Raw genomic sequence first — 22,896 nt, 5'->3', positions numbered from 1 at the left:
ACCTGCCTGGCGATGTCAACGCCCACTGCGATACTGTTCATCGTGGATCCTCCGGTTGCCGGGAAATGCTTGCATTTTCCACCTGCGCACTTCGATTCCGTTGGCCCGTGAGGATCCACCCTTCCTTTTTCCCTCACTCGGTCACGGGGTGGGACGCGTTCATTTCATTCTCCCGTGGTGCTATCCGGATGCCTTTGTCGCCGGCCCCGCTGCCCGGCCCGCCCGCCCCGTTCCCGGCATGCTCTGGTCCCCAATCCGCAATCTCGGGCCAGCGCATCGATAATCGATCGTAGCAGCCCATTTTTTCAACCAGATCGTCCAATACCCGGCCGTTCCGGACACGCGCTGGCGGGTCGCGCCGATGCGGATCCGCCAGGCCGCGTGCACCCCGAACGACTTTGCACGCCGGTATTCCGGACCTCGCGCGGGGGCACTACAATCCAGTGGAAAGCATGGCCGCGCAACCGGATGTGTCGTTCGACGGACCGTGCAACGGCATGCAAATTGCGCGCCGCGCGTGACACTCGTCGCGAACGCGAGCGTGCCGAAAGCTGCCCGCCCCATCAGGAGACCGAGGTTGCAGCGGACCTACATTTATGCGAACCGGCCGGGCGATCGCCATTTTCCCGAGGCAGACCTGATCCGGGTGGACCGGGCCGGCTACCCCGTCGATCTTGGCCGCATCGCGATCGACAGCGTGCCGCCCTTCACTGCCGCCGCCGAACGGCCGCAACTGCGCGGGCTGCTGCGCCGCGCGGTGCGCGACGACGTGATCGTCTCGATAAGCCTCGCGTGCCTCGGCTGCAGCACCCGCGACGTGCTGGCCACCATCGACCGTTGCCGCACCGCCGAACTGCGGCTCTTCTGTCTGGACATCGGTCGCGTCAATCTCGCGTCGCGATCCGAACCCGCAGTGGTCCGCGCGCTGCGCTCGCTCGTGCAGCTCGACACAAACGCGCGGCAATCGCTCAGCAAGGAAAGCATCTCCGTCGCGCGTTCGCTCGGACGCCGGCCAGGCCGGCCACCGGCACTGTCCGCCGAGGAGCGCAAGAGCGTGCTCGCGCTGTTGCACAAGGGCCTGCCGGTCGCGGAAATCGCCCGGCGCTTCAATACGTCGCGGCAGACCGTGCTGCGCATCCGAAATGGCGCACCGGCCGCGCGCGAGCGACGTCAGGCCGCGGCGTGAAGTGAAATGAGGTGAAGTGGCCGGAATGTCTGGCCGGTTTCGCGTTGAATGCAGGTCGGAGACAATTGCGGGTTGAGAGGCGTCCATTGATGCCGCTTGCCCGACTCAGAGCGCCGCCAGATTGCGAAGGCGGTTCCACACGTTCGAGGATATGCGTTGATGGTTAAGCGAAAAGTGCAGCATCTGCACGGTCAGCTTACCCACCGGATCGTCGGTATCGGCGCATCCGCGGGCGGGCTCAAGCCGTTGCTGGATCTGTTCGAGACCATGCCATCCCATTGCGGAATGGCCTTCGTGATCGTGATGCATCTGTCGCCGGATCACGAAAGCAACCTCGCGGAACTGCTGCAGAAAGTGACCGACATGCCCGTCGTGCGCGTCACGCAGCCGTGCCCGATCCTCGTCGATCACGTCTACCTGATCACGCCGAAGATCGAACTCACCACGGTGGATGACTACCTGCGCGTGCGGCCCGCCAGCAATGACGAAGGGCGGCGCGCGGCGATCGATCTGTTCTTCCGCACGCTCGGCGAATTGCACCGTGAACGCGCGATCGGCATCGTGATGTCCGGCGCCGGCCCCGATGGCTGCGCGGGTCTCGCGCGCATCAAGGAGATGGGCGGCATCACGGTCGCGCAGGATCCTTCGGAAGCCGAATACGACAGCATGCCGCGCGAAGCGATCGCCGCCGGCGTCGTCGACTTCGTGCTGACAGCCGCCGAGATGCCGCAGTACCTGATGGACATCTCGAGCCCGGTGCTGCTCGGCCGGTCCGAGCAGCGGCCCGGTGACCAGAGCGACATCGTCGATGCGGAGAGCAACGAGCGCGCGCTGCGCGAAATCATGGTGATGCTGCGCACGCGCACCGGCCACGATTTCCGCCATTACAAGCGTGCCACGGTGCTGCGAAGAATCGAGCGGCGCATGCAGGTCAACGGCACGCTCGACATCCAAGCGTATCGTGATCATCTGCACCTGCATCCCGACGAAACCCAGGCACTGCTGCAGGACATGCTGATCAGCGTGACGAATTTCTTCCGCGACACCGACGCCTTCCAGGTGCTCGAAAAGGAGGTGCTGCCGCCGATGTTCACGCAGGAGCGCGGCCAGGATCGCATCCGCGTGTGGTCGGTCGGCTGCGCGACCGGCGAGGAAGCGTACACGCTCGCGATCCTGCTCGGCGAATGCGCGGCCCGCTCGGCGCAGCTCACCGAATACCAGGTGTTCGCTACCGACATCGACGAGCGCGCGATCAACATCGCGCGCAGCGGCCTGTACCCCGAGTCGATTCTCACCGATGTGTCGTCTACGCGGGCGCGCCAGTATTTCACGCGCGACGGCAATCACTATCGCGTGCAGACAGAGCTGCGCGAGCGCACGCTGTTCGCGCAGCACAACGTGCTGAGCGATCCGCCGTTTTCGCGGCTCGACCTGATCTGCTGCCGCAATCTGCTGATCTATCTCGACCGCGAAGCGCAGCTTGACGTGCTGAAGATGTTCCACTTCGCTCTGCGGCCGGGCGGCGTGCTGTTCCTCGGCGGTTCCGAATCCGCGGACGGCGTGGGCTCGCTTTTCTCGGTGCTCGACAAGCGCCACCGCATCTATCGCGCGAACGTCAGGTCGCGCACCGATACGCCGATCCAGGCATCCACCACCGGCTCCCTTGAGTCGCGCCCGCTGGTCGCCACCGTGCTGCCGCCCGGCAGCCGGCGCTTTTCCTACGGCGACCTGCACCAGCGGCTCGTCGAGCAGTACGCGCCGCCCAGCGTGCTGGTGAACCGGGACTCCGAAATCGTGCACCTGTCCGATCGCGCGGGCCGCTTCCTGCAGTACGCGGGCGGCGAGCCGTCGCACAACATCATCACCGCGGTGCGGCCCGAGTTGCGCCTCGAACTGCGCACGGTGATCTACCAGGCGCTGCACACGAACCGTAGCGTCGAGACGCGGCGCATTCGCGTGGATCGCGACGGACGCTCGTACTTCGTCAGCATGACCGCGCGCCCCACGCACGACCCGGAAGCCAATGCCGACTTCGTGCTGGTGCTGTTCGACGAAGTGGAAGACAGCATGGGGCACACCGACGTAGCCGCCCAGGATGCGCAGAAGGACCCGATCATCACGCAGCTCGAACGCGAACTGCAGCGCACGAAGGAACAGCTGCAGTCCACCATCGAACAGTCGGAAACCTCGACGGAAGAGCTGAAGGCATCGAGCGAGGAACTGCAGGCAATCAACGAAGAACTGCGCTCCGCCACCGAGGAACTCGAAGCCAGCAAGGAGGAGCTGCAATCCATCAACGAAGAGCTCACCACGGTCAACGCCGAGCTGAAGTCGAAGGTCGAGGAGACTGGCAAGATCAACGACGACCTGCAGAACCTGATCGCGGCGAACGACATCGGCACGATCTTCGTCGACCGCAATATCCGCATCAAGCGCTTTACGCCGCGTGCGATCGACGTGCTCAGCATCATCCCGTCGGATATCGGCCGGTCGCTGCTCGACATCACGCACCGGCTCGACTATCCGAAGCTCGCGGACGACGCGGCCGAAGCGTTCGATTCGCTGCGCCTCATCGAACGCGAACTGAAGAGCACTGACGGCCGCTGGTATCTCGCACGCCTCGTGCCATACCGCACCACTGAAGACCGCATCGACGGCGCGGTGCTGTCGTTCATCGACATCACTGCGCGCCGCAAGGCGGAAGACGAGCTGCGCGAAGGCGAACGGCGCATGCGCATCGTCGCGGAAGGCACGCGCGACTACGCGATCGTCACGTTCGATGACGAAGGCGCGGTCACCAGCTGGAACGCCGGCGCGCAGCGTCTGTTCGGCTATACCGAAGCGGAAATGATCGGCACGTCGCCCGCGCGCCTGTTCGTCGAGGAAGACCGCGAACGCGGCATTCCACAGCAGGAGTTCGAGCTGGCGCGCGCACGCGGCCGCATCGAGGAAAGCCGTTGGCAGGTGCGCAAGGACGGCACGCGTTTCTATGCGAGCGGCGTGCTGTTCAGGCTCGACGACGACGGCGTCAGCGGGTTTGCCCGCATCGCGCGCGACTTCGGCGAACAGACGCAGCCGGGCTTCGATACCGGCGCGCACGGCAGCGACCGGCAGACCGCGCGCGAACTCGACGCGGAACGCCGCCGCGACGAATTCCTCGCGGTCGTGTCGCACGAACTCAAGCATCCGCTCAACCTGATCTCGGCGAGCGCGGAGCTAATCGCGCGCGCGCCGGAAACGCGCCAGAACCTGAACCTGTCGCGCGCGAGCGACACGATCCGGCGCACGGTGCTGAGCCAGGCGCAGATCATCGACGACCTGCTCGATATTTCGCGCGTGCGGACCGGCAAGCTGTCGATCGTGCGCACCGCGTTCGATCTGCGCGAAGTCACCGCGCGCATTGCGTCCGCCGTGCAGGACGAGGCGCAGCAGCGCCAGATCGAGATCGAGGTCGACGCGCCCGGGCAGCCGGTGATCGTCTATGCCGACATCACGCGTCTCGAGCAGATCGTCTGGAACCTCGTCAGCAACGCGCTGAAGTTCACCGGCACCGGCGGACGGATCGCGCTGTCGCTGGTGGTGGACGGCCCGACGGCCGCGCTCAGCGTGGCCGACAACGGCGCGGGTATCGATGCCGCGTTCCTGCCGCACGTGTTCGACATGTTCCAGCAGAGCCGGCACTCACCGCGCCGCGGCGGGCTCGGCATCGGCCTCGCGCTGGTGAAAGAACTCGTCGGTCTGCAGGGCGGCGACGTGCGCGCGGAATCGAAAGGCCCTGGGCGTGGCGCGACCTTCAGCGTCAGTCTGCCGGTGAGGAACCTGCCCGCCGGCGCGTCGCGGTCGCATCACGACTACGTCGCGTCGCTGCACGCGCAACGCGTGCTGATCGTCGACGACGACGCGGTCACGGTCGAGACCTTCCAGTTGCTGCTCGAAAGCGAAGGCGCGACGGTGGTCACCGCGACGAGCGGCGAGGAAGCGCTCAAAGCGCTCAAGCACGAGAGCGCGGACGTCGTGCTGTCCGACGTCGGTATGCCGGGCATGGACGGGCTGAAGTTCGTGCGGCACGTGCGCCGCTTGCCGAACCACGAGCAGACCATCTGCATCGCGATGAGCGGCTACAGCCTTGCGGACGACATCAGCGCCGCGCTGGAGGCGGGCTTCGACGCGCATCTGAGGAAGCCGGTTGCGATGGACGATCTGCTCACAACCGTCGCGCGCCTGCGCGCGGAGCGGCGCGCGCAGCAGCAGAGTCCGGGGACGACCACGGCCTGAGCATCAGCTTCGGCAGCACACGAAGCACGAATGTGGACGCGCCGGCTGCATGGCCGCGCGCGGCCGGCCCGTCAGCGAACAAGTCAGACCTGCATCCGCTCAGCGCATCGTCGTCCAGCGGCGCTCGCGAGCCGCATGATCACTCCGCTGCCCGCGCACGCCGCCCACGCCAGTCGAAGTACCGCGCAAGCGCATAGCCCGCCGTCGAACCGTGCAGCAGCACCGACAGCACGATCGTATCCAGCACGACTGGCAACAAAGGCCGCAGCGCGCCGCGGGTTTCGTCGATGCCCATCGCAATGTAGTAGAACGCGCCGACGCCGCGAATACCCATCCAGCCCATCAGCATGCGTTGCGCGCGGTCCGCCCGCGAGCCCGCCATCGACACCAGCACCGACAGCGGCCGCACCACGAAGAACAGGAACAGCGCGGGCAACACGGCATGCACGTCGAGCATCGCGCGCCAGTGCGCGGACACCACGCAGCCGATGATCAGCATCAGCGACAACTCCGCGATCCGTTCGATTTCGAGCGTGAAGCCGAGCATCGCTTCCGCGAGATAGGCTGGCGCCCGTTCCGGGTCTTTCGCGACGTCGTGTGTCTCGCCGCGCTGCATGGTGTCGAGCACGTCGGCGGGGTTGGCCTCGCCGGTCGCGCGCAGCTCTTCATGGCGCAGCGCGACGGCCGCGACGAATACCGCGAGAAAGCCGTATGCATGCGCGAGCAGCGCCGCGCCATACGAAGCGGCCATCAGACCGAGCGCGATGAAACCATCGAGCCCGATCGCTTCGCCGAGGCGTGTGCGCAGCAACACCACCGCCCGCACGAACACGATTGCCAGCACCCAGCCGATCATGAGCGCGCCGCCCACACCCCACAGCACCGAAGCGACGAACGCGATCCCGCCTTCGAACGAGAACGAACGGCCGTGGCACAGCCACAAGCCCAGCACCGCGAACGGCCACGCCGCGCCGTCGTTGAGGCCGCCTTCGCCGGACAGCGCGAAGCGTACCGGTTCGTCGTCGCCGGCCTGGGTCACGCGCAGTTCGCTCGCGAGCACCGGATCAGTCGGCGCGAGCGCCGCGGCCAGAAACAGCGCTGCGCCCCACGATACGTCGCCGAACCACACGCCGAACGCCGTCATCAGCGCGACGGTGACGAGCATCGCCGGACCGCCCAGGCGCAGCGGTAGCAGCCATAGCGGACTTTTCATCGGCACGCGCAGATGCATGCCGATCGCGAACAGCGACACAACGAGACCGATCTCGGCGAATACGCGCAAGAACGCCGGCCGCCCGATCAGATCGACGTTGACGAGGCCTGCCAGCGATGGCCCGACGACGATGCCCACCGCGAGATAGATCATTGCGCCCGTCAGCGGCAGACGCGCGATCGGACCGCGCGCCAGGGCGACGAACATCAGCAGCACGCCGATCAGCAGGAACCAGAAGGCTTCGGAATTCATCGTGGACAAGTTGTGCCGGATGCACTGCGGCTGCAAGACACGTGCCACCGCCGTCGATGACCGGGGAACGCCGGATGCTTCCCCCTACACCGCGCCTCGCATTTCACGCGCTCGTGATCGACAGGTCGGGATTGCGGGGCTCAACCCACGTAAGCCCATCCCTTTTCTATCGCGGAGTACACATGGCACAGCATCCCGCTCATGCGCAAAATCATCTGCATCCTGACAAGCCGCCGCCCGTCGAAATCGAAAAGGCGCTGAACGGCGGGACCTATCCGACGACGCGCGAACGTCTCGTCGAAGCCGCGCGTTCGAATCGCGCCGATACGGAGGTCGTCGCGGTGCTGAACCAGTTGCCCGACCAGCACTACGACAGCGCCTCGGCGGTAATGAAGGAAGTGTCCCGCCTGCACTGACCGAAGCGAAGCAAGGTGCCGCGCGCAGGTTCCGATGCACGTCAAAACCGTGCACGACGTCGCCCCGCCGCGCTCAATCCAAACACCGTCAACGCCAACGCCGCGCCGACGATGCCGAGCGTCGTGCCGCGATGGGTCGCGAGCCACAGCGTCGGACTGCGCGCGGTCGCTTCTGCGTCGAAGCAGCCGCGCACACGATGCAGCCCCGTGATCGGCTTCCACAGGTTCGAGCGCGTGGCATCCGACGGCGACCTTCTCGGGTCCTCCTGAGCGCGGTAACCGGTCCGGCCGAGGTAATGATCGAGCCACCCCGGCGCCAGCTTGTTCGCGAGAATCGCTTTCAGCGTCGAACTGCCGACATACAGCTCGCGACGCCGGTGCGTCGCCGCCCACACGATCGCGCGCGCCGCGACCTCCGGCTGAAAGATCGGTGCGACCGGACGCGGCGCGCGCGGCATGTGCGAATCCGCCCAGTCGAACTGCGGCGTGTTGAGCGCCGGCATCTGCACCATCGTCACATGCACGCGGCTTTTCAGATGCAGCAGCTCGCAGCGCAATGCGTCAGTGAAACCACGGATCGCGTGTTTCGCGCCGCAATACGCGGACTGCAATGGAATCGATCGATACGCGAGCGCGGAGCCCACCTGCACGATCGTGCCGCGATTGCGCGCGATCATCCGTTTCGCAGCCGCCATCGATCCCCATACGAAACCCAGATACGTGACGTTAGTCACGCGCGCAAATTCGTCGGCGGTGATCTCGGTGACGGGTGAGAACACCGTCAGCATCGCGTTGTTCACCCACACGTCGATCGGCCCCAGCTCGCGTTCAACGCGCTCCGCGGCGGCCTCGACCGCATCCGCGTCGCTGACGTCGAGCGCGATCTGCAACGCGTCGACGCCGAGCGCGCGGATGTCGGCGGCGGTTGCTTCGAGCGCATCGGTATCGCGCGCGATCAGCGCGACGTTCGCGCCGCGCTGTGCGAACGCGAGCGCGGTCGCGCGTCCGACACCGGCCGTCGCGCCGGTGACCACTATCGTTCTTAAAGCCGTGTTCCGTTCCATGTCTGTCCTTTGCTCGCTGCTTCCAGGTAGGCCAATCGCGCGATCGGCATCAGCACTACCCGGCTGCGCCGCAAGCCGCGAGCCACGATGCCTGGGCAAGCCGCCGCCGCTCCTTAACGTCTGCAGATAACGCAAATGGCACATCGCTTGCGCGCCGCTCACCTGTCTATGCGTGTGACCGGGAGATTGCCATGCAGCAGCGATTCGAAGACAAGGTCGTGATCGTCACCGGAGCGGGTTCCGGAATCGGCGCGGCGACCGCGAAGCGTTTCTCCGATGAAGGCGCGAGCGTGGTGCTGTGCGGCCGCACCGTCGACAAGCTGGAGAAGATCGCAACCGGCCTCCCCGCTGACCGCACGCTCGTGCACGCTGCCGACGTGCGTCAGCTGCACGATGTCGCGGCGCTCGTCGCTGCCGCGCTGGAGCGCTTCGCACAGCTCGACGTGATGGTGAACAACGCGGGCGTCGCGCCGACCGGCGCCGTCACCGAACTGCCCGTTGAAGCGTGGCACGATGCGCTTGCGACCGACGTAAGCGGCGTGTTCTACGGCTGCCGGATGGCAATACCGCACCTGAAAGAGACGCGCGGCTCGATCGTCAATGTGTCGTCGGTATCGGGGCTCGGAGGCGACTGGGGGATGAGCTTCTACAATGCCGCGAAAGGCGCGGTGACGAACTTCACGCGCGCGGTGGCGCTCGATTGTGCGTTGGACGGGATCCGCGTCAACGCGGTGTGTCCGTCGCTCACCGCGACCGATCTGACCGAAGACATGCTCGCGGACGATCAGCTGATGAACGCGTTTCGCTCGCGCATTCCGCTGGCTGGGTCGCGCTCCACGCCGTATGCGGAGCCGGAAGACGTGGCGGCTGCGATCGCGTTTCTCGCCAGCGAGGACGCGCGCTTCATCACCGGCGTGAATCTGCCGGTGGATGGCGGCTTGAGCGCGTCCAACGGGCAACCGAAGCAGGCTTGAGCTGAAATGCGACTACTGCGGCCCATTCGCGGTTGAAAGTGCCCCTGCATCCGCACGAAAGCTGGCGCCAGCGTGCCGCGCAGGCAAGCGGTCACCCGAGCCGAATAGCTTGTGACGCAGCGCACCGTCCGCGTACGCGGTCTTGTAGATGCCGCGATCCTGCAACTCGGGCACCACGAGATCGACGAACTGCGCGTAGCTTTCCGGCACCACGGTGCGGCTGAGATTGAAGCCATCGACATCCGCTTCGTCGACCCACTGCTGCAGTTCATCGGCAACCTGCGCGGGCGTGCCAACGATCGCGGGATAGCGCCCGCCCAGCGCAAACATCTCGAGCAGCTTGCGGCGGGTCCAGCCATGCGCCTTCGCGGTGCGCGTCGCCGATTCGATCGCGTTGGTCGGAGCATAGTCGACCGGCTCGTCAAGGTCGTACTGCGCGTAATCGATGCCGGTGCTCGCCGCGAAATGCGCGAGGCCTGCCTCGGGGCTCGCATAGCGCAGATACTCGGCGTGCAGCTCGCGCGCTTCGGCTCCGGTGCGGCCCGTTACCACCACCGCACCGACGAACACCTTCACGTCGTCCGGGCGACGCCCCGCTTCGACGAGTTGCGCGCGCAGCGTGCGCACCGTCTCGCGTCCCACCTCGCGGTTCGGCGGCGAGATGAACACGCATTCCGCGTGACGCGCGGCAAAGCGCTGCCCGCGCCCAGAACTGCCCGCCTGGAACAGCACCGGCGTGCGCTGCGGCGACGGCTCCGCCAGGTGATAACCGTCCACGGTGTAGTAGCGCCCCGCGTGCTGGATACGATGCACCTTCGTTGCGTCCGCGTAGATGCGCGCCGTTTTGTCGCGACGCACCGCATCGTCTTCCCAGCTGCCTTCCCACAGCTTGTAAAGCACGTCGAGATATTCGTCCGCGCGATCGTAGCGTTCGTCGTGCGGCAACTGCTCGCGCCGGCCCATCGCGCGCGCGGCGCTGTCCAGATAGCCGGTGACGATATTCCAGCCGATGCGCCCTTCCGTCAGATGATCGAGCGTCGAGAAACGCCGCGCGAGCAGATACGGCTCTTCGTACGAGAGATTCACGGTCACGCCGAAGCCGAGATGCTGCGTGACGGCACCCATTGCAGACACGAGCAGCGTCGGATCGTTGAGCGGCAGCTGGATCGATTCGGCGAGCGTCACGTCGACGTTGCGCCGGTACACGTCGTACACGCCGACGATATCCGCGAGAAAGAGCCCGTCAAACAGGCCCCGCTCGAGCGTGCGGGCGAGTTCGGTCCAGTACGGCAGCAGCCGGTAGCCGGACGAACGGTCGCGCGGATGCGTCCACAACCCGTGATTGATGTGGCCTACGCAGTTCATGTTGAACGCGTTGAGCAGGATCTGTTTCCTTGCCATTACAGCGCTCCGTGCCGCGGCGGCCGCTTGCCGTTCAGATGGAAGTTGCCGATTGCGTGGTATTTCCAGTGCACCGGGTCGTGCAGCGTGTGCGTGCGCGCGTTGCGCCAGAAGCGGTCGAGGCCGAGACCGTCGAGCGTCGCCGCCGTGCCTGCGAGTTCGAAGAGGCGCGAGCCCGCGTCGAGCGAAATCGTGGTAGTCGCGGCGCGCGCCTCGGCCACCGCGATCGAAGCTTCAGCCACCGAGTGTTCGTCCGGCGCGGCCTGCGCCGCATCGACGAAGCGGCCCGCGCGGCGCAGCAGCGCTTCGGCCGCGCGCAACCGCGCCGCAAGATCGCCGAACTGCGCGATGGCGAGCGGATCGTCGGCGGCGCGTTCGACCTTCGCGTCGATCCAGGGCCGCGCGTGCTCGCGCACGAGGTCGAGCGCGGCCGCGAACGCACCGCGCGCCTGGCCCAGATCGATCGCCGCGTGCATGATCTGCGCGAGCGGTCCGATCGTCGTCGGCCGTTCGAACGAGCTCTGGAACGGCACGACCCAACCCGGCTCGACGCGCACGTGCTCGAACTGCACGGAGCCGCTGCCCGTCACGCGCTGACCGAAACCGTCCCAGTCGTCGGTCACCGTCACGCCGGGCGCGTTGCGCGGCACGAACACGAACCACGTAACGTCGCGACCGTCCTCTTCGGCCACGACGAGGGTCGGGACCCAGTGCGCGTACAACGCACCGGTGCAATAGAACTTGCGGCCGTCCACATGCCAGCCGTCGGCCGCACGCGTGAGCCGGGTGCGACGCGTGAAATCCCGCTGGCCGATTTCGGCGAGCGCATTGCCGAAGCGCTCCCCTGCCAGCACACGTTCGTAGAAAAAGCGCTGCTGCTGGGCGCTGCCGCCCACGCGCAGCACTTCGAGCGCGTAGAAATGATTCTGCGGAATCTGGCCGAGCGAGCCGTCGGCCGCAGAGATCGTCGCCGTCACTTCAGCGAGTGTGCCCGCCGTCACGGCCGGGCCGCCGTACTCGCGCGGCACGGTGATGGTCCACAGGCCGCTCGCGACGAACGCGTCGAGCTCGGCCCATGGCAATACCCGTTCGCGGTCGCGCAACGCGGCATCCACGGCGAACTGGGCGGCGAGCTTGCGCGTGGCTTCCAGCGCTTCCGCATCGCTGGCAATGCGTGCGGGCACGGCGGGTATCGAAGAGCCGACTCCATGTAAAACGCCGGATGCGGTGGAACCCACACGCTCATCGAGTGCGGCAGCAAGATCGGTCTTCATCGTTCAGTTCCACGAATGCCGTGCAGGCAACACATGATTCAGGTGGTAATTGCCGAGCAGATGCAGCTTCCAGCGCAGCGGATCGTGCAACGTGTGCGTGCGCGCGTTGCGCCAGTGGCGGTCCAGGTTGTGCGCGGCGCGCGTGGACGCTGAGCCCGCGAGTTCGAAGAGCTTTTCGCTCGCATCGAGCGCGATCCGCGTGGTCAGCACCTTCGCTTCGGCCACCGCAACGGAGGCGCGCGCGCTCGCATCGGCATCGAGCGGCGCTGCCGCGATCGCATCCAGCGCGTGCCCTGCTTCGAGCAGCACCGCATGCGCGGCATGCAGATCCACCAGCAGACGGCCGACGTCGCCGATGATGTACGGGTCGTCGGTTGCGCGTTCCAGCCCCGAGTCGATCCACGGCCGCGCGCGGTCGCGCACGAACGCGAGTGCGTCCTCCATCGCGGCCTGCGCGATGCCCTGATCGATGGCCACCTGGATCAACTGCGAGGTCGGGCCGAAGAGACCCGGCCGGTCGGCCAGTTGCCAGACCGGCAACACGTCGTCCGGATCGATCGGCACGTGGTCGAATACGACGCTGCCGCTCGCGGTGGTCCGCTGGCCGAACGCGCTCCAGTCGTCGATCACGGACAGGCCCGGCGCATCGCGCGGCACCCACACCTGGACCGCGCGACCTTCGTCGTCGGTGGCGCGGGCGGGCACGCGGTGCGCGAACAGCGCGCCCGTCGAATAGAAGCGATGCCCCGACAGGCGCAGGCCATCCGGCGTCGCGCGCAGACGCGTCCCGCTCTGCAGAATGGTGCGCGACGTCGCCGAGCGGCGCTCGGGCCCGGCGTTGCCGAGCCGCCGCCCGTCCAGCACCTCGCGATAGAAGCGCGCCTGCTGCGCAGGCGTGCCGATTTCGCGCAGCACGCCCAGCACGCCGAAGTGGTTCTGAGGAATCTGGCCGAGCGCGGGATCGGCTTCGCAGAGAATCACGAACACCTCGGCGAGCGTCGCGAACGACACGTCCGCGCCGCCATGGTCGCGCGGCACCGTGATCGCGCCGAGCCCGCTTTCCGACCACTGATCGAGTTCCGCCCACGGCAGACGACGTTCGCGGTCACGTTCGGACGCGCCGCCCGCGAAGCTTGCCGCAAGCGTGCGCGCGGCGGCGAGCGCGGCGGCGTCGCCGGCAATGCGTTGCACCCGGCTGGGGTCGGGCGGTGGCGGAACGCGGCCGCTATCGGGTGTGGCGTGGTGTGTCGGCATGGTAATCGATTCGGGATCGGGCTGACGGGATCGCCCGCTTCGTGGCTCGCGCGTTGCGCCGTCACGGGACGGATTCGCCGCGCGCGTCGCATCGACGGGCAAGCCTCCATTGGACCAGCGCGCGGCGGCGGCGCCTACCAGCGATTTGGCAATTGCTTATCGGCACTCGTGCTTACGGCTTCGCGCGGGGCGGGGACGCAACGCAACGCGCGTTTGGCGCTATCGATCCGCGAGATCGAGATTTGGACGCGCGCGCTGCTCCTCTATAGTCGGCGGCTCCACATCAAACGGGGCCTTTCGTCATGCACGCTTTCCGTCAGGTCGTTCGCTCGCTGCGCGTGCTTCGCGCGTCACATATGGCGGCGACGCTTCGCACGCCGCACACGCTGCGTCGCAAGCTCACGTGTGCCGTGCTTGGCGCAGGGGTCGCGCTCACCGCCGCCGCATGGTGCGGAAGCGCCGTTGCACGCGAGACGGTGTCGATCAGCTATCAGCGCTCGTCGACACTCTTCACCCTGCTCAAGCGCAGCGGCGAACTCGAGAAGCGGCTCAACGCGCAGGGCTACGACGTCAGCTGGCATGAAATATCGGCAGAACTGCTCGAGTCCATGAACAGCGCAAGCGTCGATCTGAACGCGGATGTCGCGGACGCATTCGCACTCTTCACGCAAGCCGCCAGCGCGCCGCTCACCTACTACGCGGAAGAGACATCCGCACCCTCCGCGCAGGCTATCATCGTGCCGTCGGATTCGACCATCCATAGCGTCGCCGATCTGAGGCACAAGCGCATCGCGGTGGCCAAAGGCTCGGGCTGCCACTATCTGCTGCTGGCCGCGTTGCGCAAGGCTGGCCTCGCGGTCAACGACGTCAACGTGCGATATCTGGAAGCGCCCGATGCGCTCGCCGCGTTCCGCGGCGGCAACATCGACGCCTGGGTGATCTGGGATCCGTTCCTCGCGGCCGAACAGCGCGATGGCAAGGCGCGCGTGATTGCCGACGGCCGTGATGGACTCGTGCAGTACAACCGCTTCTATACCGCAAAAACATCATTCCCCGCGAACCATCCGGACGTACTGCGCACCGTGTTTCAGGCGCTCGACGAGACCGGCCAGTGGGTGAAGGCGCACCCGCAGGACGCCGCGCGGATTCTCAGCCCGCTCTGGCGCAATATTCCGGCGCCGACGGTCGAACTCGCGAACAGCCGCCGCAGCTACCGTATCGTGCCCGTGCAGCGCGACCAGCTCGGCGAGCAGCAGCGCATCGCGGACATGTATCACTCGGCCGGCATGATCCCGAACGCGCTGAAAGCGACCGATATCCGTATCTGGACGCCATCCGCCACGACCGCGGCGCAGTGACGCGATGCCTGCGGAATCATTCGAATGAAATGCAACGCGCGGCGGAACTGCCGCGCGTCATCGTCTCGCCCCCTTCAATTAGCGACCGCGTAATCCTCGCGATCGATGTCGTAGCCCGACGGCTCCCAGCGGATCGCGAGCAACATCAGCAGCGACGTCAGCGGCGCGAACGCGATCACCCAGAACACCTTCGTGCCGAGCGCCGCCGCGAGCACCGGGAACAGGAACAGCGACACCGTCGATGCCGAACGCACGAGCGTCTGGTTGAAGCCGACGCCGATGCCGCGAAGCGAGGTCGGATAGCTGAGCGACGCATACGTCATCGCATGCGAGCCCGGACCGAAGCCCTGTCCGAACAGATAGCCGCCCAGCAGCAGGATCGCGAGCGCGACGAACGCGCCGCCCGACGGATGACCGATCAGCGCAAGTCCGATCACCGACACGAACTGCAGCGTCAGACCGGCCACGGTCATCTTCCACGCGCCGATCGTCGGCGCGGTCCGCACGCCGATCAATCCGCCCACGAACGCGAACAGCAGGTTGAGCGTGAGCGACGCGACGATGGTCGTGAGCGTCCCCTGCTTCAGGAAGCTCGCGATGATGACGGGCAACCCGAACACGATCGCGTTGTAGCCGAACGACGACGCCGCGCCGATCGTCGCGGCGAGAATCGTGCGGCGGCGGTAGGTGGCGTTGAACAGGACACCGTAATTGCGCCAGCGCGCTGAGCGGGGTGCGGTCGTCGCCGCCGTCGTGCCGCTGAGGTCGCGTGCCACCACCGCATCGACGCCATACGAACGTTTGAGGATCCGCGCGGCCTCGTCCAGATCGCCCTGATTCGCGGCCCACAGCGGCGATTCGCTGATATAGCGGCTGCGCACCAGAATGATCACGAGCGCGGGTACTGCGCCGAACGCGAGCGTCACGCGCCACAGCCAGCCGAGCTGATGCTCGGGCAACACCGCGTAGAGCGCGAGAATCAGCAGATAGCAGGTGCTCGTGGCCGCGTACCATGCCGGGCACCATGCGGCGACGCTCGCGGCCTTGTTGCCGCGCCCCGCCACCCGTGAGAACTCCGCGAGAAACGCCATGGCCACCGGCAGGTCGAGCCCGACGCCGACGCCCATCAGGAAGCGCGCGCCGCCGAGCACCCAGACGTTCGGCGCAAGCCCCGCGGCGATCGCGGCCACGACGAAGAACAGCATGTCGGCCATGAAGACACGATAGCGGCCGATGCGGTCAGTCAGATAACCGCCGAACAGCGCGCCGAGAATCGCGCCGAACGCAATCGATGCGGACACGATGCCTATCTGCACGGGCGTGAGCGCGAATTCGCGCGCGATGTCTTTCACGCCGTAGGCGAGCGACGTGAGATCGTAGGCGTCGAGAAACACGCCGCCCAGCGCGATCGCAATCACGATGCGCGCGTTGCTGCCGCGCGCGGCGCCGGCATTCACGATATTTGCGACGTCCTGCGCGGTGCGGATGATGGTGCGGCTGGAAGATGCGCCCGCATCGACGGCGGCGCGTTCGTCCGACCTGGACGGTACGGCGATGGTGGACATGATGGCGCCTCGATATCAGTCGTTACGGTTGCCCGGAATCCACGCGGCCGTCGCCGCGTCGCTCGTGCGGAACGCGGGGAATTTCGCGCCGAGCTCGGCCATCGTGTGAATGTCGTTCTTCACGAGATCGTCTCGCGTGATCAATGTCGGCTTCACGCTGATGTGACGCCCCGGGTCCTGTCCCGCCACCAGCAGCGCCGCGGCGCGCACCGACACCGCGCCGACCACCGCCGGATTGGTGGCCGCGGTCGCGACCCACGGGCTGCCCGGCGCACAGATCGCTTCGATGTCGGCCGTCGAGATGTCCGCGCTGTAGATGCGCAGCTTCGCGTCGAGGTTCGCTTCGTCGGCCGCAAGCTTCGCGCCGCGCGCGAACTCGTCGTACGGCGCGAACACGACGCGGATGTCCGGATGCGCACGATACGCGGCGGCCGCCTGATTCGCGACGGATTCGGCGATCGGGTTGTCCACCGTGCCCCAGCGCGCTTTTTCCTGCACGCCCGGATGCGCGGTCTTGAACGTGCGCCACACGGCGTCGCGGCGATCGAGCGGCGCGAAACCCGCCACATACACGTAGCCCGCTGAAAACGCGCTGCCGTTGTCCTTCACCGCCTGCTGCAGCAGCAGCGTCGCGAGGTCTTCGTCGCTCTGTTCGATCTGCGGCACCTTTGGGTTGTCGAGGTTGACGTCGAACGCGACGACCTTGATGCCCTTGTCGAGCGCGCGCTGTACGACGTCTTTGAGCGATTCCGGCAAGCCGTGATTCACGATGATCGCGGATACGTCAAGGCTGATCGCCTGCTGGATCTGCTCGCGCTCTTCGGCCGCGTCCTGACGGCCTTCGTAGATGCGCAGATCGACGCCGAGCGCTTTCGCCTGTTTCTGCGCGCCCGCTTCATAGGCCTGGAAGAAGTCGCCCGTCGACAGATAGTTGACGAGCGCGATTTTCACGCCGCCTTTGTCGAACGGCGCCGGCGCGCCCTGCACGCCGGCCGCGCACGCCGCGTGGCTCAAGCCGAGCGCGGCGGTGGCGAGTGCGATGGCGCTGAACGCGGCGCTGATGCGCGATGTGCGTCGGCGATGCTGCGCGGCTGCGGTGCGCGTGACGGTTTCTTTCTCGTTCGAGCGAGTCATTGGTAGTTCCCCTTTCGTCGTAATGATTTGAATGTTTTCGCGCGCAGTCAGACTGCCGGCTCCGCATGCGGCACGCGGCGATACCACGCGCCCGGATGCGGATCGGCGAGGCGTGGGCCGCGTGCGTGCAGCTTCTCGCGCAACGTGCCGCTCGCGTAGTCGGTCTTGTAGACGCCGCGCCGCTGCAGTTCCGGCACGACGAGTTCGACGAAGTCGCTGAAGGTCTCGTGCGTGAGCGCATACGCGAGGTTGAAGCCGTCGACGTCGGTCTCCTCGACCCACGACTGCAGTTCGTCCGCCACCTGCACCGGATCGCCGACCGTCAGCGGCCCGAGCCCGCCTATGCCGCCCCACTTCGCGATCTCGCGCACGGTCCACACACGCGTCGGATCGGCGCTCGACAGCGCCTCCACGGCGGACTGCACCGCGTTGCTCTCCACATGCCGCAGCGGTTCGTCAAGGTCGTACCTGGACAGGTCGATGCCGGTCCAGCCCGACATCAGCGCGAGCGCGCCTTCGTCGCTCGCATAGCGGCGGTAGTCCGCATGCTTCGCGTGCGCTTCGGCTTCAGTGCGGCCCGTGACAACCGTGTGCAGGTTGAAGATCAGCACGTCGTGCGGATCACGGCCGAACGCCTTCACGCGCGCGCGTATGTCCTTCACGAAGTCCTTCAGGATCACGCGCGACGGCGCCGCGATGAAGATGCATTCGGCATGCTGCGCGGCGAAGTCCTTCCCGCGTTTCGACGCGCCGGCCTGGTAGAGCACCGGCGTGCGCTGCGGCGACGGCTCGCACAGGTGGATGCCGGGCACGTCGAAATAGTGTCCGTGATGGCCGATCGGATGCACTTTCGACGGCTCCGTGAAAACCTGCCGCGCAGCGTCGCGCACCACGGCATCGTCTTCCCACGACGCTTCCCACAGCTTGTAGCAGACCTCCAGGTACTCTTCGGCGAGCGCATAGCGTTCGTCGTGATTTGCCTGTGCCGGCAGGCCGACGTTGCGCGCCGCGCTGTCCAGATACGACGTGACGATGTTCCAGCCGACGCGGCCGTTGGTCAGATGGTCGAGCGTCGACATGCGGCGCGCGAACGGATACGGATGCTCGTACGACAGCGAGCAGGTCACGCCAAAGCCGAGATGCTGCGTGACGTTCGCCATCGCCGACACCAGCAGGATCGGGTCGTTCACGGGCACCTGTGCGGCCTGGCGGATCGCCGCTTCGCCGCTGCCCTGATAGACGTCGTAGATGCCGAGCACGTCGGCGATGAACAGCCCGTCGAAGCGGCCGCGTTCCAGCAGCTTCGCGAGATCGGTCCAGTAGTCGAGCTGTTTGTAGCGCCACGAACGGTCGCGCGGATGCGCCCACAAGCCGGGCGACTGATGCCCGACGCAGTTCATGTCGAACGCGTTGAGGCGGATCTGTCTCGTCATGGCCGGTTCACCGTTCCTTCAATTCCACGCATGGCGAGCCGGCTTCACGCCGTTCAGATAGTAGTTGCCGACCAGGTGATACTTCCAGCGCACCGGATCGTGCAGCGTATGCGTGCGCGCGTTGCGCCAGTGTCGATCGAGGTTGTGCTCCGACAGCGTCGACTGCGTGCCCGCGAGCTCGAACAGTTTTTCCCCCGCAAGCAGCGCGATTTCGGTGGTCAGCACTTTCGCCTCGCCCACCGCCACCGATGCGCGCGCCACGTCGTCCTCGGTCGTCCGCGGTTGCGCAGCGATCTCGTCGAGCACGCGCGCCGCGCGTTCGAGCAACGCATCGGCCGCGTGCAGCTGGATATGCAGGCGGCCGATCTCGCGCAGCGTCAGCGGATCGTCGCTCGCGCGTTCCACGTTGCTGTCCACCCACGGCCGCGTGCGTTCGCGCACGAAGCGCAGCGTGTCGGCCACTGCGGCATGCGCGATGCCGGCATCGATCGCGGCCTGGATGATCTGCGAGATCGGACCGTTCAGTGTCGGCAGGTCGGAGAGCTGATACGCGGGAAACACATGCGATGCGGGAACGCGCACGCGGTCGAGCACGACCGTGCCGCTCGCCGTCGTGCGCTGTCCGAAACCAGACCAGTCGTCGATCACGGACAGACCCGGCGTGCCTTTCGGGATGTATGCAAGCCAGCCCTTGCGCTCGTCGTCGAGCCCGAGCACCGGCACGTAGTGCGCGAACAGCGCGCCCGTCGAATAGAACTTGGTACCTTCCACGACGTAGCTGTCGCCTTCTCGCGTCACGCGCGTCTTCAGGTCGAGCACGTTTTTCGTGCCCTTCTCCGAGAAGCCGTTGCCGAACCGCTTGCCTGCCAGGATTTCGCCGAAGAAGTGACGTTTCTGCTCCGGCGTGCCGGTCAACGCAATCACGTCGACGAGCCCGAGGTGATTCTGCGGCAGCTGTCCCAGCGACGGATCCGCCGCGGAAACGATCCTGATCACTTCCGCCAGTGTGACGAACGACGCGCCCGCACCGCCGTATTCTCTCGGCACCGTGATCGCCCACAACCCCGACTGCGAGAACCAATCGATTTCCTCGTGCGGCAAACGCCGCTCGCGATCGCGCTGTGCCGCACCTTCCACGAGCCGGGCGGCAAGTTCGCGTGCGACGTCGAGCGCTTCCGCGTCGCTCTCGATGATGCGGGCGACGTTAGTGGGCGCCGTTTCGCGATGCAGGGAAACCGGTGGGTCGATTGCTGCCATGCAGGACTCCGCTTCAGTGACTGTTTGCCCAATCTATCAGCGGCCCTGGGCGCGACCAAACGAGGGTTTGGAACATCGTTATTCGTTCGGAGCGCCGATGAATTGCAGTTCACGTGCGATTTACTGCCCGCCATCCGGTCGATAAACATAGCGTGAATCGATGGTTTCAATCCGCATCGACTGTTGAGTAGAGTCGCCTCAGCCTTTTCGGGCTCTTCATCTCCGTTATAACCACACTCTCTCGATCTCGACGCCATCATGATTCGCCGGATTCTCGCCTCGCTCCCGCGCGCTCGCGCACTGCCCCCGCTCGTCGCGGCTGCCACGCTCGTACTCGCAGGTATCGCACCGTTGACTCACGCGCAGGGCGCGACGGACGCAGCCACTAACGACAGCAACGTGCCTTCGCTGAAGGGCAAGCGGATCGGCATCACCGCGGTGGGCACCGATCACTACTGGGATCTGAAGGCCTACCAGGGCGCGATCGACGAAGTGAAGCGGCTGGGCGGCACGCCGATCGCACTCGACGCCGGCCGTAACGACAACCGCCAGATCGCGCAGATCCAGACGCTGATCGCGCAGAAGCCCGATGCGATCGTCGAGCAGCTCGGCACCGCTTCGGTGCTGGAGCCGTGGCTGCAGAAAATCCGCCAGGCCGGCATCCCGCTCTTCACGATCGACACCGCGTCGCCGTCGAGCCTGAACGACACCACGTCCGACAATTTCTTCATCGGCGAACAGCTCGCGCTGAAGCTCGTCAACGACATTCACGGCGAAGGCAACATCCTCGTCTTCAACGGCTTCTACGGCGTGCCGGTCTGCGCGATCCGCTACGACCAGCTGAAGTCCGTGCTCAAGTACTACCCGAAGGTGCACATCATCGAACCCGAGCTGCGCGACGTGATTCCGAACACGGTGCAAAGCGCGTATGCACAGGTGAGCCAGCTGCTCGCGAAGTATCCGAAGGGGCAGATTGCCGCGATCTGGGCCGCGTGGGACGTGCCGCAGGTCGGCGCGACGCAAGCGGTTGACGCCGCGCATCGCGACGAGATCAAGACCTACGCGGTGGACGGCAGCCCCGACGTCGTGACGCTCGTGAAAGACCCGAAATCGAGTGCCGCCGCGGTAGTCGCGCAACAACCCGCGCTGATCGGCAAGACCGCGGTAGATAACGTCGCGCGTTATCTCGCGGGCAATCGCGATCTCGCGCCGTACACCTACGTGCCGTCGATCCTCGTCACGAAGGACAACGCCGGCGCGCTGCAGCAGACCCTCGGCCAGATTGCTGCGAAATGAGCGCACCGGTCGCGCCGCCGGCGGCGCTCGCGCTGGCCGGCATCGTCAAGCATTTCGACGGCGTGCCCGCGTTGCGCGGCGCGTCGCTCGAAGTAGCGCCCGGCACCGTGCATGGACTCATCGGGCAGAACGGCGCAGGCAAGTCCACGCTGATCAAGATTCTCGCGGGTATTCATGCAGCCGACGCGGGCACGGTCAGCGTGCACGGCGCGCTGCAGCCGCACGGCGTCGCGCCGTCGGGCATCGCGTTCATCCATCAGGAACGCCTGCTGCCGCCTACGTCGACGGTGGCCGAAGCGCTTGCGCTCGGCAACGAACCCGCATTCGGGCCGCGCGCGGCCGGCGCGTTACGCCCGCTCGATACGCGCCGTCTCAAACGGCACGCACGCGAAGCGTTGCACGCGCATTTCGGCATCGATCTCGCGCCGGACCGTTTGATCGGCGAGCTCTCCGTCGCGGGACAGCAGATCGTGCAGATCACGCGCGCGCTGATCGGCTCGCCGCGCATCCTCGTGTTCGACGAACCGACCGCCGCGCTCGTGTCGCGCGAGGTAGACCGCCTGCTGAGCACAATCGATACGCTGCGGGCGCGCGGCCTGACGATCCTGTACGTGTCGCACTATCTGAACGAGATCGCGCAGATCTGCGATACGGTCAGCGTGCTGCGCGATGGCGTCGACGTCGCGCACGTCGATGCGCGTGCGACGCCGACTGAAGCGCTCGTCGAAGCGATGATCGGCGCTCCGGTGGCAACGCATACGCCTGCGTCGTCGCGCACGCCCGGCGATATCGCGCTGAGCGCGCGCGATCTCACGGCGCCCGGCCGCTTCGAAGACGTGTCGTTCGACGTGCGACGCGGCGAAGTGGTCGGCATCACGGGCCTGCTCGGCTCCGGCGGCAAACCGCTGTTGCGTGCGCTGTTCGGTCTCGAGCGCGGCGTGGCGGGCATCGTCGGCATCGCGGGGCGCACCGTGCGCTTGCGGCGTCCGCTCGACGCAGTGCGCAACGGCATCGCGTTTGTGCCCGAGGATCGCCGTACGCATGGCGTCGCCACTGCGTTATCCGTGCGCGAGAACACGATGCTCGCGAGCCTCGCCCGCGTGAGCCGCTTCGGGCTGCTTGCGCGTCGGCGGGAGACCGGCGTGGTCGCACGCCTCGTCGCCGCGCTGACGATCCGCACGCACAGCGCCGAGACGCCGGTGCGGCACCTGTCCGGCGGCAACCAGCAGAAGGTCGCGGTCGCAAAGTGGTTGAGCCGTGCGTCGTCGCTGTATCTGCTCGATGAGCCGACGGTGGGTGTCGACGTCGGCGCAAAAGCGGAGATCTACCGGCTGCTCGACGGCCTCGTGCGCGATGGCGCCGGCGTGCTGCTGTTTTCGAGCGACCTGATCGAACTGCTCGGTGTCGCCGATCGCGTGCTCGTGATGAAGCGCGGCCGCATCGTGCGCGAACTCGTAGCGCGCGAAACGGATACGCAGACGGTGCTCGCATGGGCAACCGGTGCACGGGAGACGATCGCGCCGCATGAACGGAACGCGGCATGA

16 protein-coding genes are annotated in these 22,896 nt (G+C 66.5%); 7 read left to right on the top strand and 9 right to left on the bottom strand.

The window, feature by feature from the left end; all coding sequences use genetic code 11:
• The first annotated feature begins 577 nt into the window (after positions 1–577).
• Both DVS29_RS24205 and DVS29_RS24200 read left to right on the top strand, forming a co-directional pair.
• Positions 578–1,186: a helix-turn-helix domain-containing protein gene (locus DVS29_RS24205; RefSeq protein ID WP_118183046.1), complete on the top strand. Its 609-nt coding sequence runs from the start codon at positions 578–580 to the stop codon at positions 1,184–1,186.
• 159 nt (positions 1,187–1,345) lie between these two features.
• On the top strand, positions 1,346–5,461 hold the full coding sequence (locus DVS29_RS24200; RefSeq protein ID WP_118183045.1) for a CheR family methyltransferase: 4,116 nt from the start codon (positions 1,346–1,348) through the stop codon (positions 5,459–5,461).
• 139 nt (positions 5,462–5,600) lie between these two features.
• Here the strand turns inward: DVS29_RS24200 and DVS29_RS24195 are convergent, their stop codons facing one another.
• A complete protein-coding gene (locus tag DVS29_RS24195) occupies positions 5,601–6,926 on the bottom strand; it encodes a cation:proton antiporter (RefSeq protein WP_118183057.1) in 1,326 nt (441 codons plus the stop codon).
• Between the two features lie 182 nt (positions 6,927–7,108).
• Between DVS29_RS24195 and DVS29_RS24190 the strand changes: the two genes are divergently transcribed.
• Positions 7,109–7,342, top strand: coding sequence for a DUF2795 domain-containing protein (locus tag DVS29_RS24190; protein ID WP_118183044.1), 234 nt, complete (start codon positions 7,109–7,111; stop codon positions 7,340–7,342).
• Between the two features lie 41 nt (positions 7,343–7,383).
• Here the strand turns inward: DVS29_RS24190 and DVS29_RS24185 are convergent, their stop codons facing one another.
• Positions 7,384–8,406 (bottom strand): SDR family oxidoreductase, encoded by a 1,023-nt coding sequence (locus DVS29_RS24185; protein WP_118183043.1) that lies wholly within the window; start codon positions 8,404–8,406, stop codon positions 7,384–7,386.
• A 191-nt stretch (positions 8,407–8,597) separates the two neighbouring features.
• On the opposite strand from DVS29_RS24185, the gene budC reads away from it, so the two are divergent.
• Positions 8,598–9,380, top strand: coding sequence for a meso-2,3-butanediol dehydrogenase (gene budC / locus DVS29_RS24180; protein ID WP_118183042.1), 783 nt, complete (start codon positions 8,598–8,600; stop codon positions 9,378–9,380).
• Positions 9,381–9,392: 12 nt separating this feature from the next.
• On the opposite strand, the gene DVS29_RS24175 is transcribed toward budC, so the two are convergent.
• Genes DVS29_RS24175 through DVS29_RS24165 form a run of 3 tightly spaced genes read right to left on the bottom strand, consistent with a single transcriptional unit; the run spans position 9,393 to position 13,309 of the window.
• A complete protein-coding gene (locus tag DVS29_RS24175) occupies positions 9,393–10,781 on the bottom strand; it encodes an LLM class flavin-dependent oxidoreductase (protein WP_118183041.1) in 1,389 nt (462 codons plus the stop codon).
• A complete protein-coding gene (locus DVS29_RS24170) occupies positions 10,781–12,055 on the bottom strand; it encodes an SfnB family sulfur acquisition oxidoreductase (protein ID WP_118183040.1) in 1,275 nt (424 codons plus the stop codon). The genes DVS29_RS24175 and DVS29_RS24170 overlap by 1 nt, the downstream gene beginning before the upstream one ends.
• A gap of 3 nt (positions 12,056–12,058) precedes the next feature.
• On the bottom strand, positions 12,059–13,309 hold the full coding sequence (locus tag DVS29_RS24165; protein ID WP_118183039.1) for an SfnB family sulfur acquisition oxidoreductase: 1,251 nt from the start codon (positions 13,307–13,309) through the stop codon (positions 12,059–12,061).
• A gap of 302 nt (positions 13,310–13,611) precedes the next feature.
• Between DVS29_RS24165 and DVS29_RS24160 the strand changes: the two genes are divergently transcribed.
• Entirely contained in the window at positions 13,612–14,667 is a 1,056-nt protein-coding gene (locus DVS29_RS24160; protein ID WP_240655778.1) for an ABC transporter substrate-binding protein, read from the top strand.
• A 74-nt stretch (positions 14,668–14,741) separates the two neighbouring features.
• Here the strand turns inward: DVS29_RS24160 and DVS29_RS24155 are convergent, their stop codons facing one another.
• The 4 genes from DVS29_RS24155 to DVS29_RS24140 are packed head-to-tail and all read right to left on the bottom strand — an operon-like array spanning position 14,742 to position 20,056.
• Positions 14,742–16,232: an MFS transporter gene (locus DVS29_RS24155; protein ID WP_118183037.1), complete on the bottom strand. Its 1,491-nt coding sequence runs from the start codon at positions 16,230–16,232 to the stop codon at positions 14,742–14,744.
• Positions 16,233–16,247: 15 nt separating this feature from the next.
• Positions 16,248–17,366 carry a substrate-binding domain-containing protein gene (locus DVS29_RS24150; protein WP_240655777.1) on the bottom strand — a complete coding sequence of 373 codons (1,119 nt, stop codon included), beginning with the start codon at positions 17,364–17,366 and terminating at the stop codon, positions 16,248–16,250.
• Between the two features lie 47 nt (positions 17,367–17,413).
• A complete protein-coding gene (locus DVS29_RS24145) occupies positions 17,414–18,799 on the bottom strand; it encodes an LLM class flavin-dependent oxidoreductase (protein ID WP_118183036.1) in 1,386 nt (461 codons plus the stop codon).
• 18 nt (positions 18,800–18,817) lie between these two features.
• Positions 18,818–20,056, bottom strand: a complete 1,239-nt coding sequence (locus DVS29_RS24140; protein ID WP_118183035.1) for an SfnB family sulfur acquisition oxidoreductase — start codon at positions 20,054–20,056, stop codon at positions 18,818–18,820.
• Positions 20,057–20,314: 258 nt separating this feature from the next.
• Between DVS29_RS24140 and DVS29_RS24135 the strand changes: the two genes are divergently transcribed.
• Together DVS29_RS24135 and DVS29_RS24130 are read left to right on the top strand one after the other, a co-directional pair.
• On the top strand, positions 20,315–21,352 hold the full coding sequence (locus DVS29_RS24135) for a sugar ABC transporter substrate-binding protein (RefSeq protein ID WP_420816159.1): 1,038 nt from the start codon (positions 20,315–20,317) through the stop codon (positions 21,350–21,352).
• Positions 21,349–22,896, top strand: coding sequence for a sugar ABC transporter ATP-binding protein (locus DVS29_RS24130; protein ID WP_118183034.1), 1,548 nt, complete (start codon positions 21,349–21,351; stop codon positions 22,894–22,896). Before DVS29_RS24135 ends, DVS29_RS24130 begins: the two co-directional genes overlap by 4 nt.

Source organism: Paraburkholderia phosphatilytica (assembly GCF_003443895.1).
In the GTDB taxonomy this organism is placed as follows: Bacteria; Pseudomonadota; Gammaproteobacteria; order Burkholderiales; family Burkholderiaceae; genus Paraburkholderia; species Paraburkholderia phosphatilytica.
Note: the sequence above shows the minus strand (reverse complement) of the source record. Positions and strands in the feature narration are given on the sequence as shown.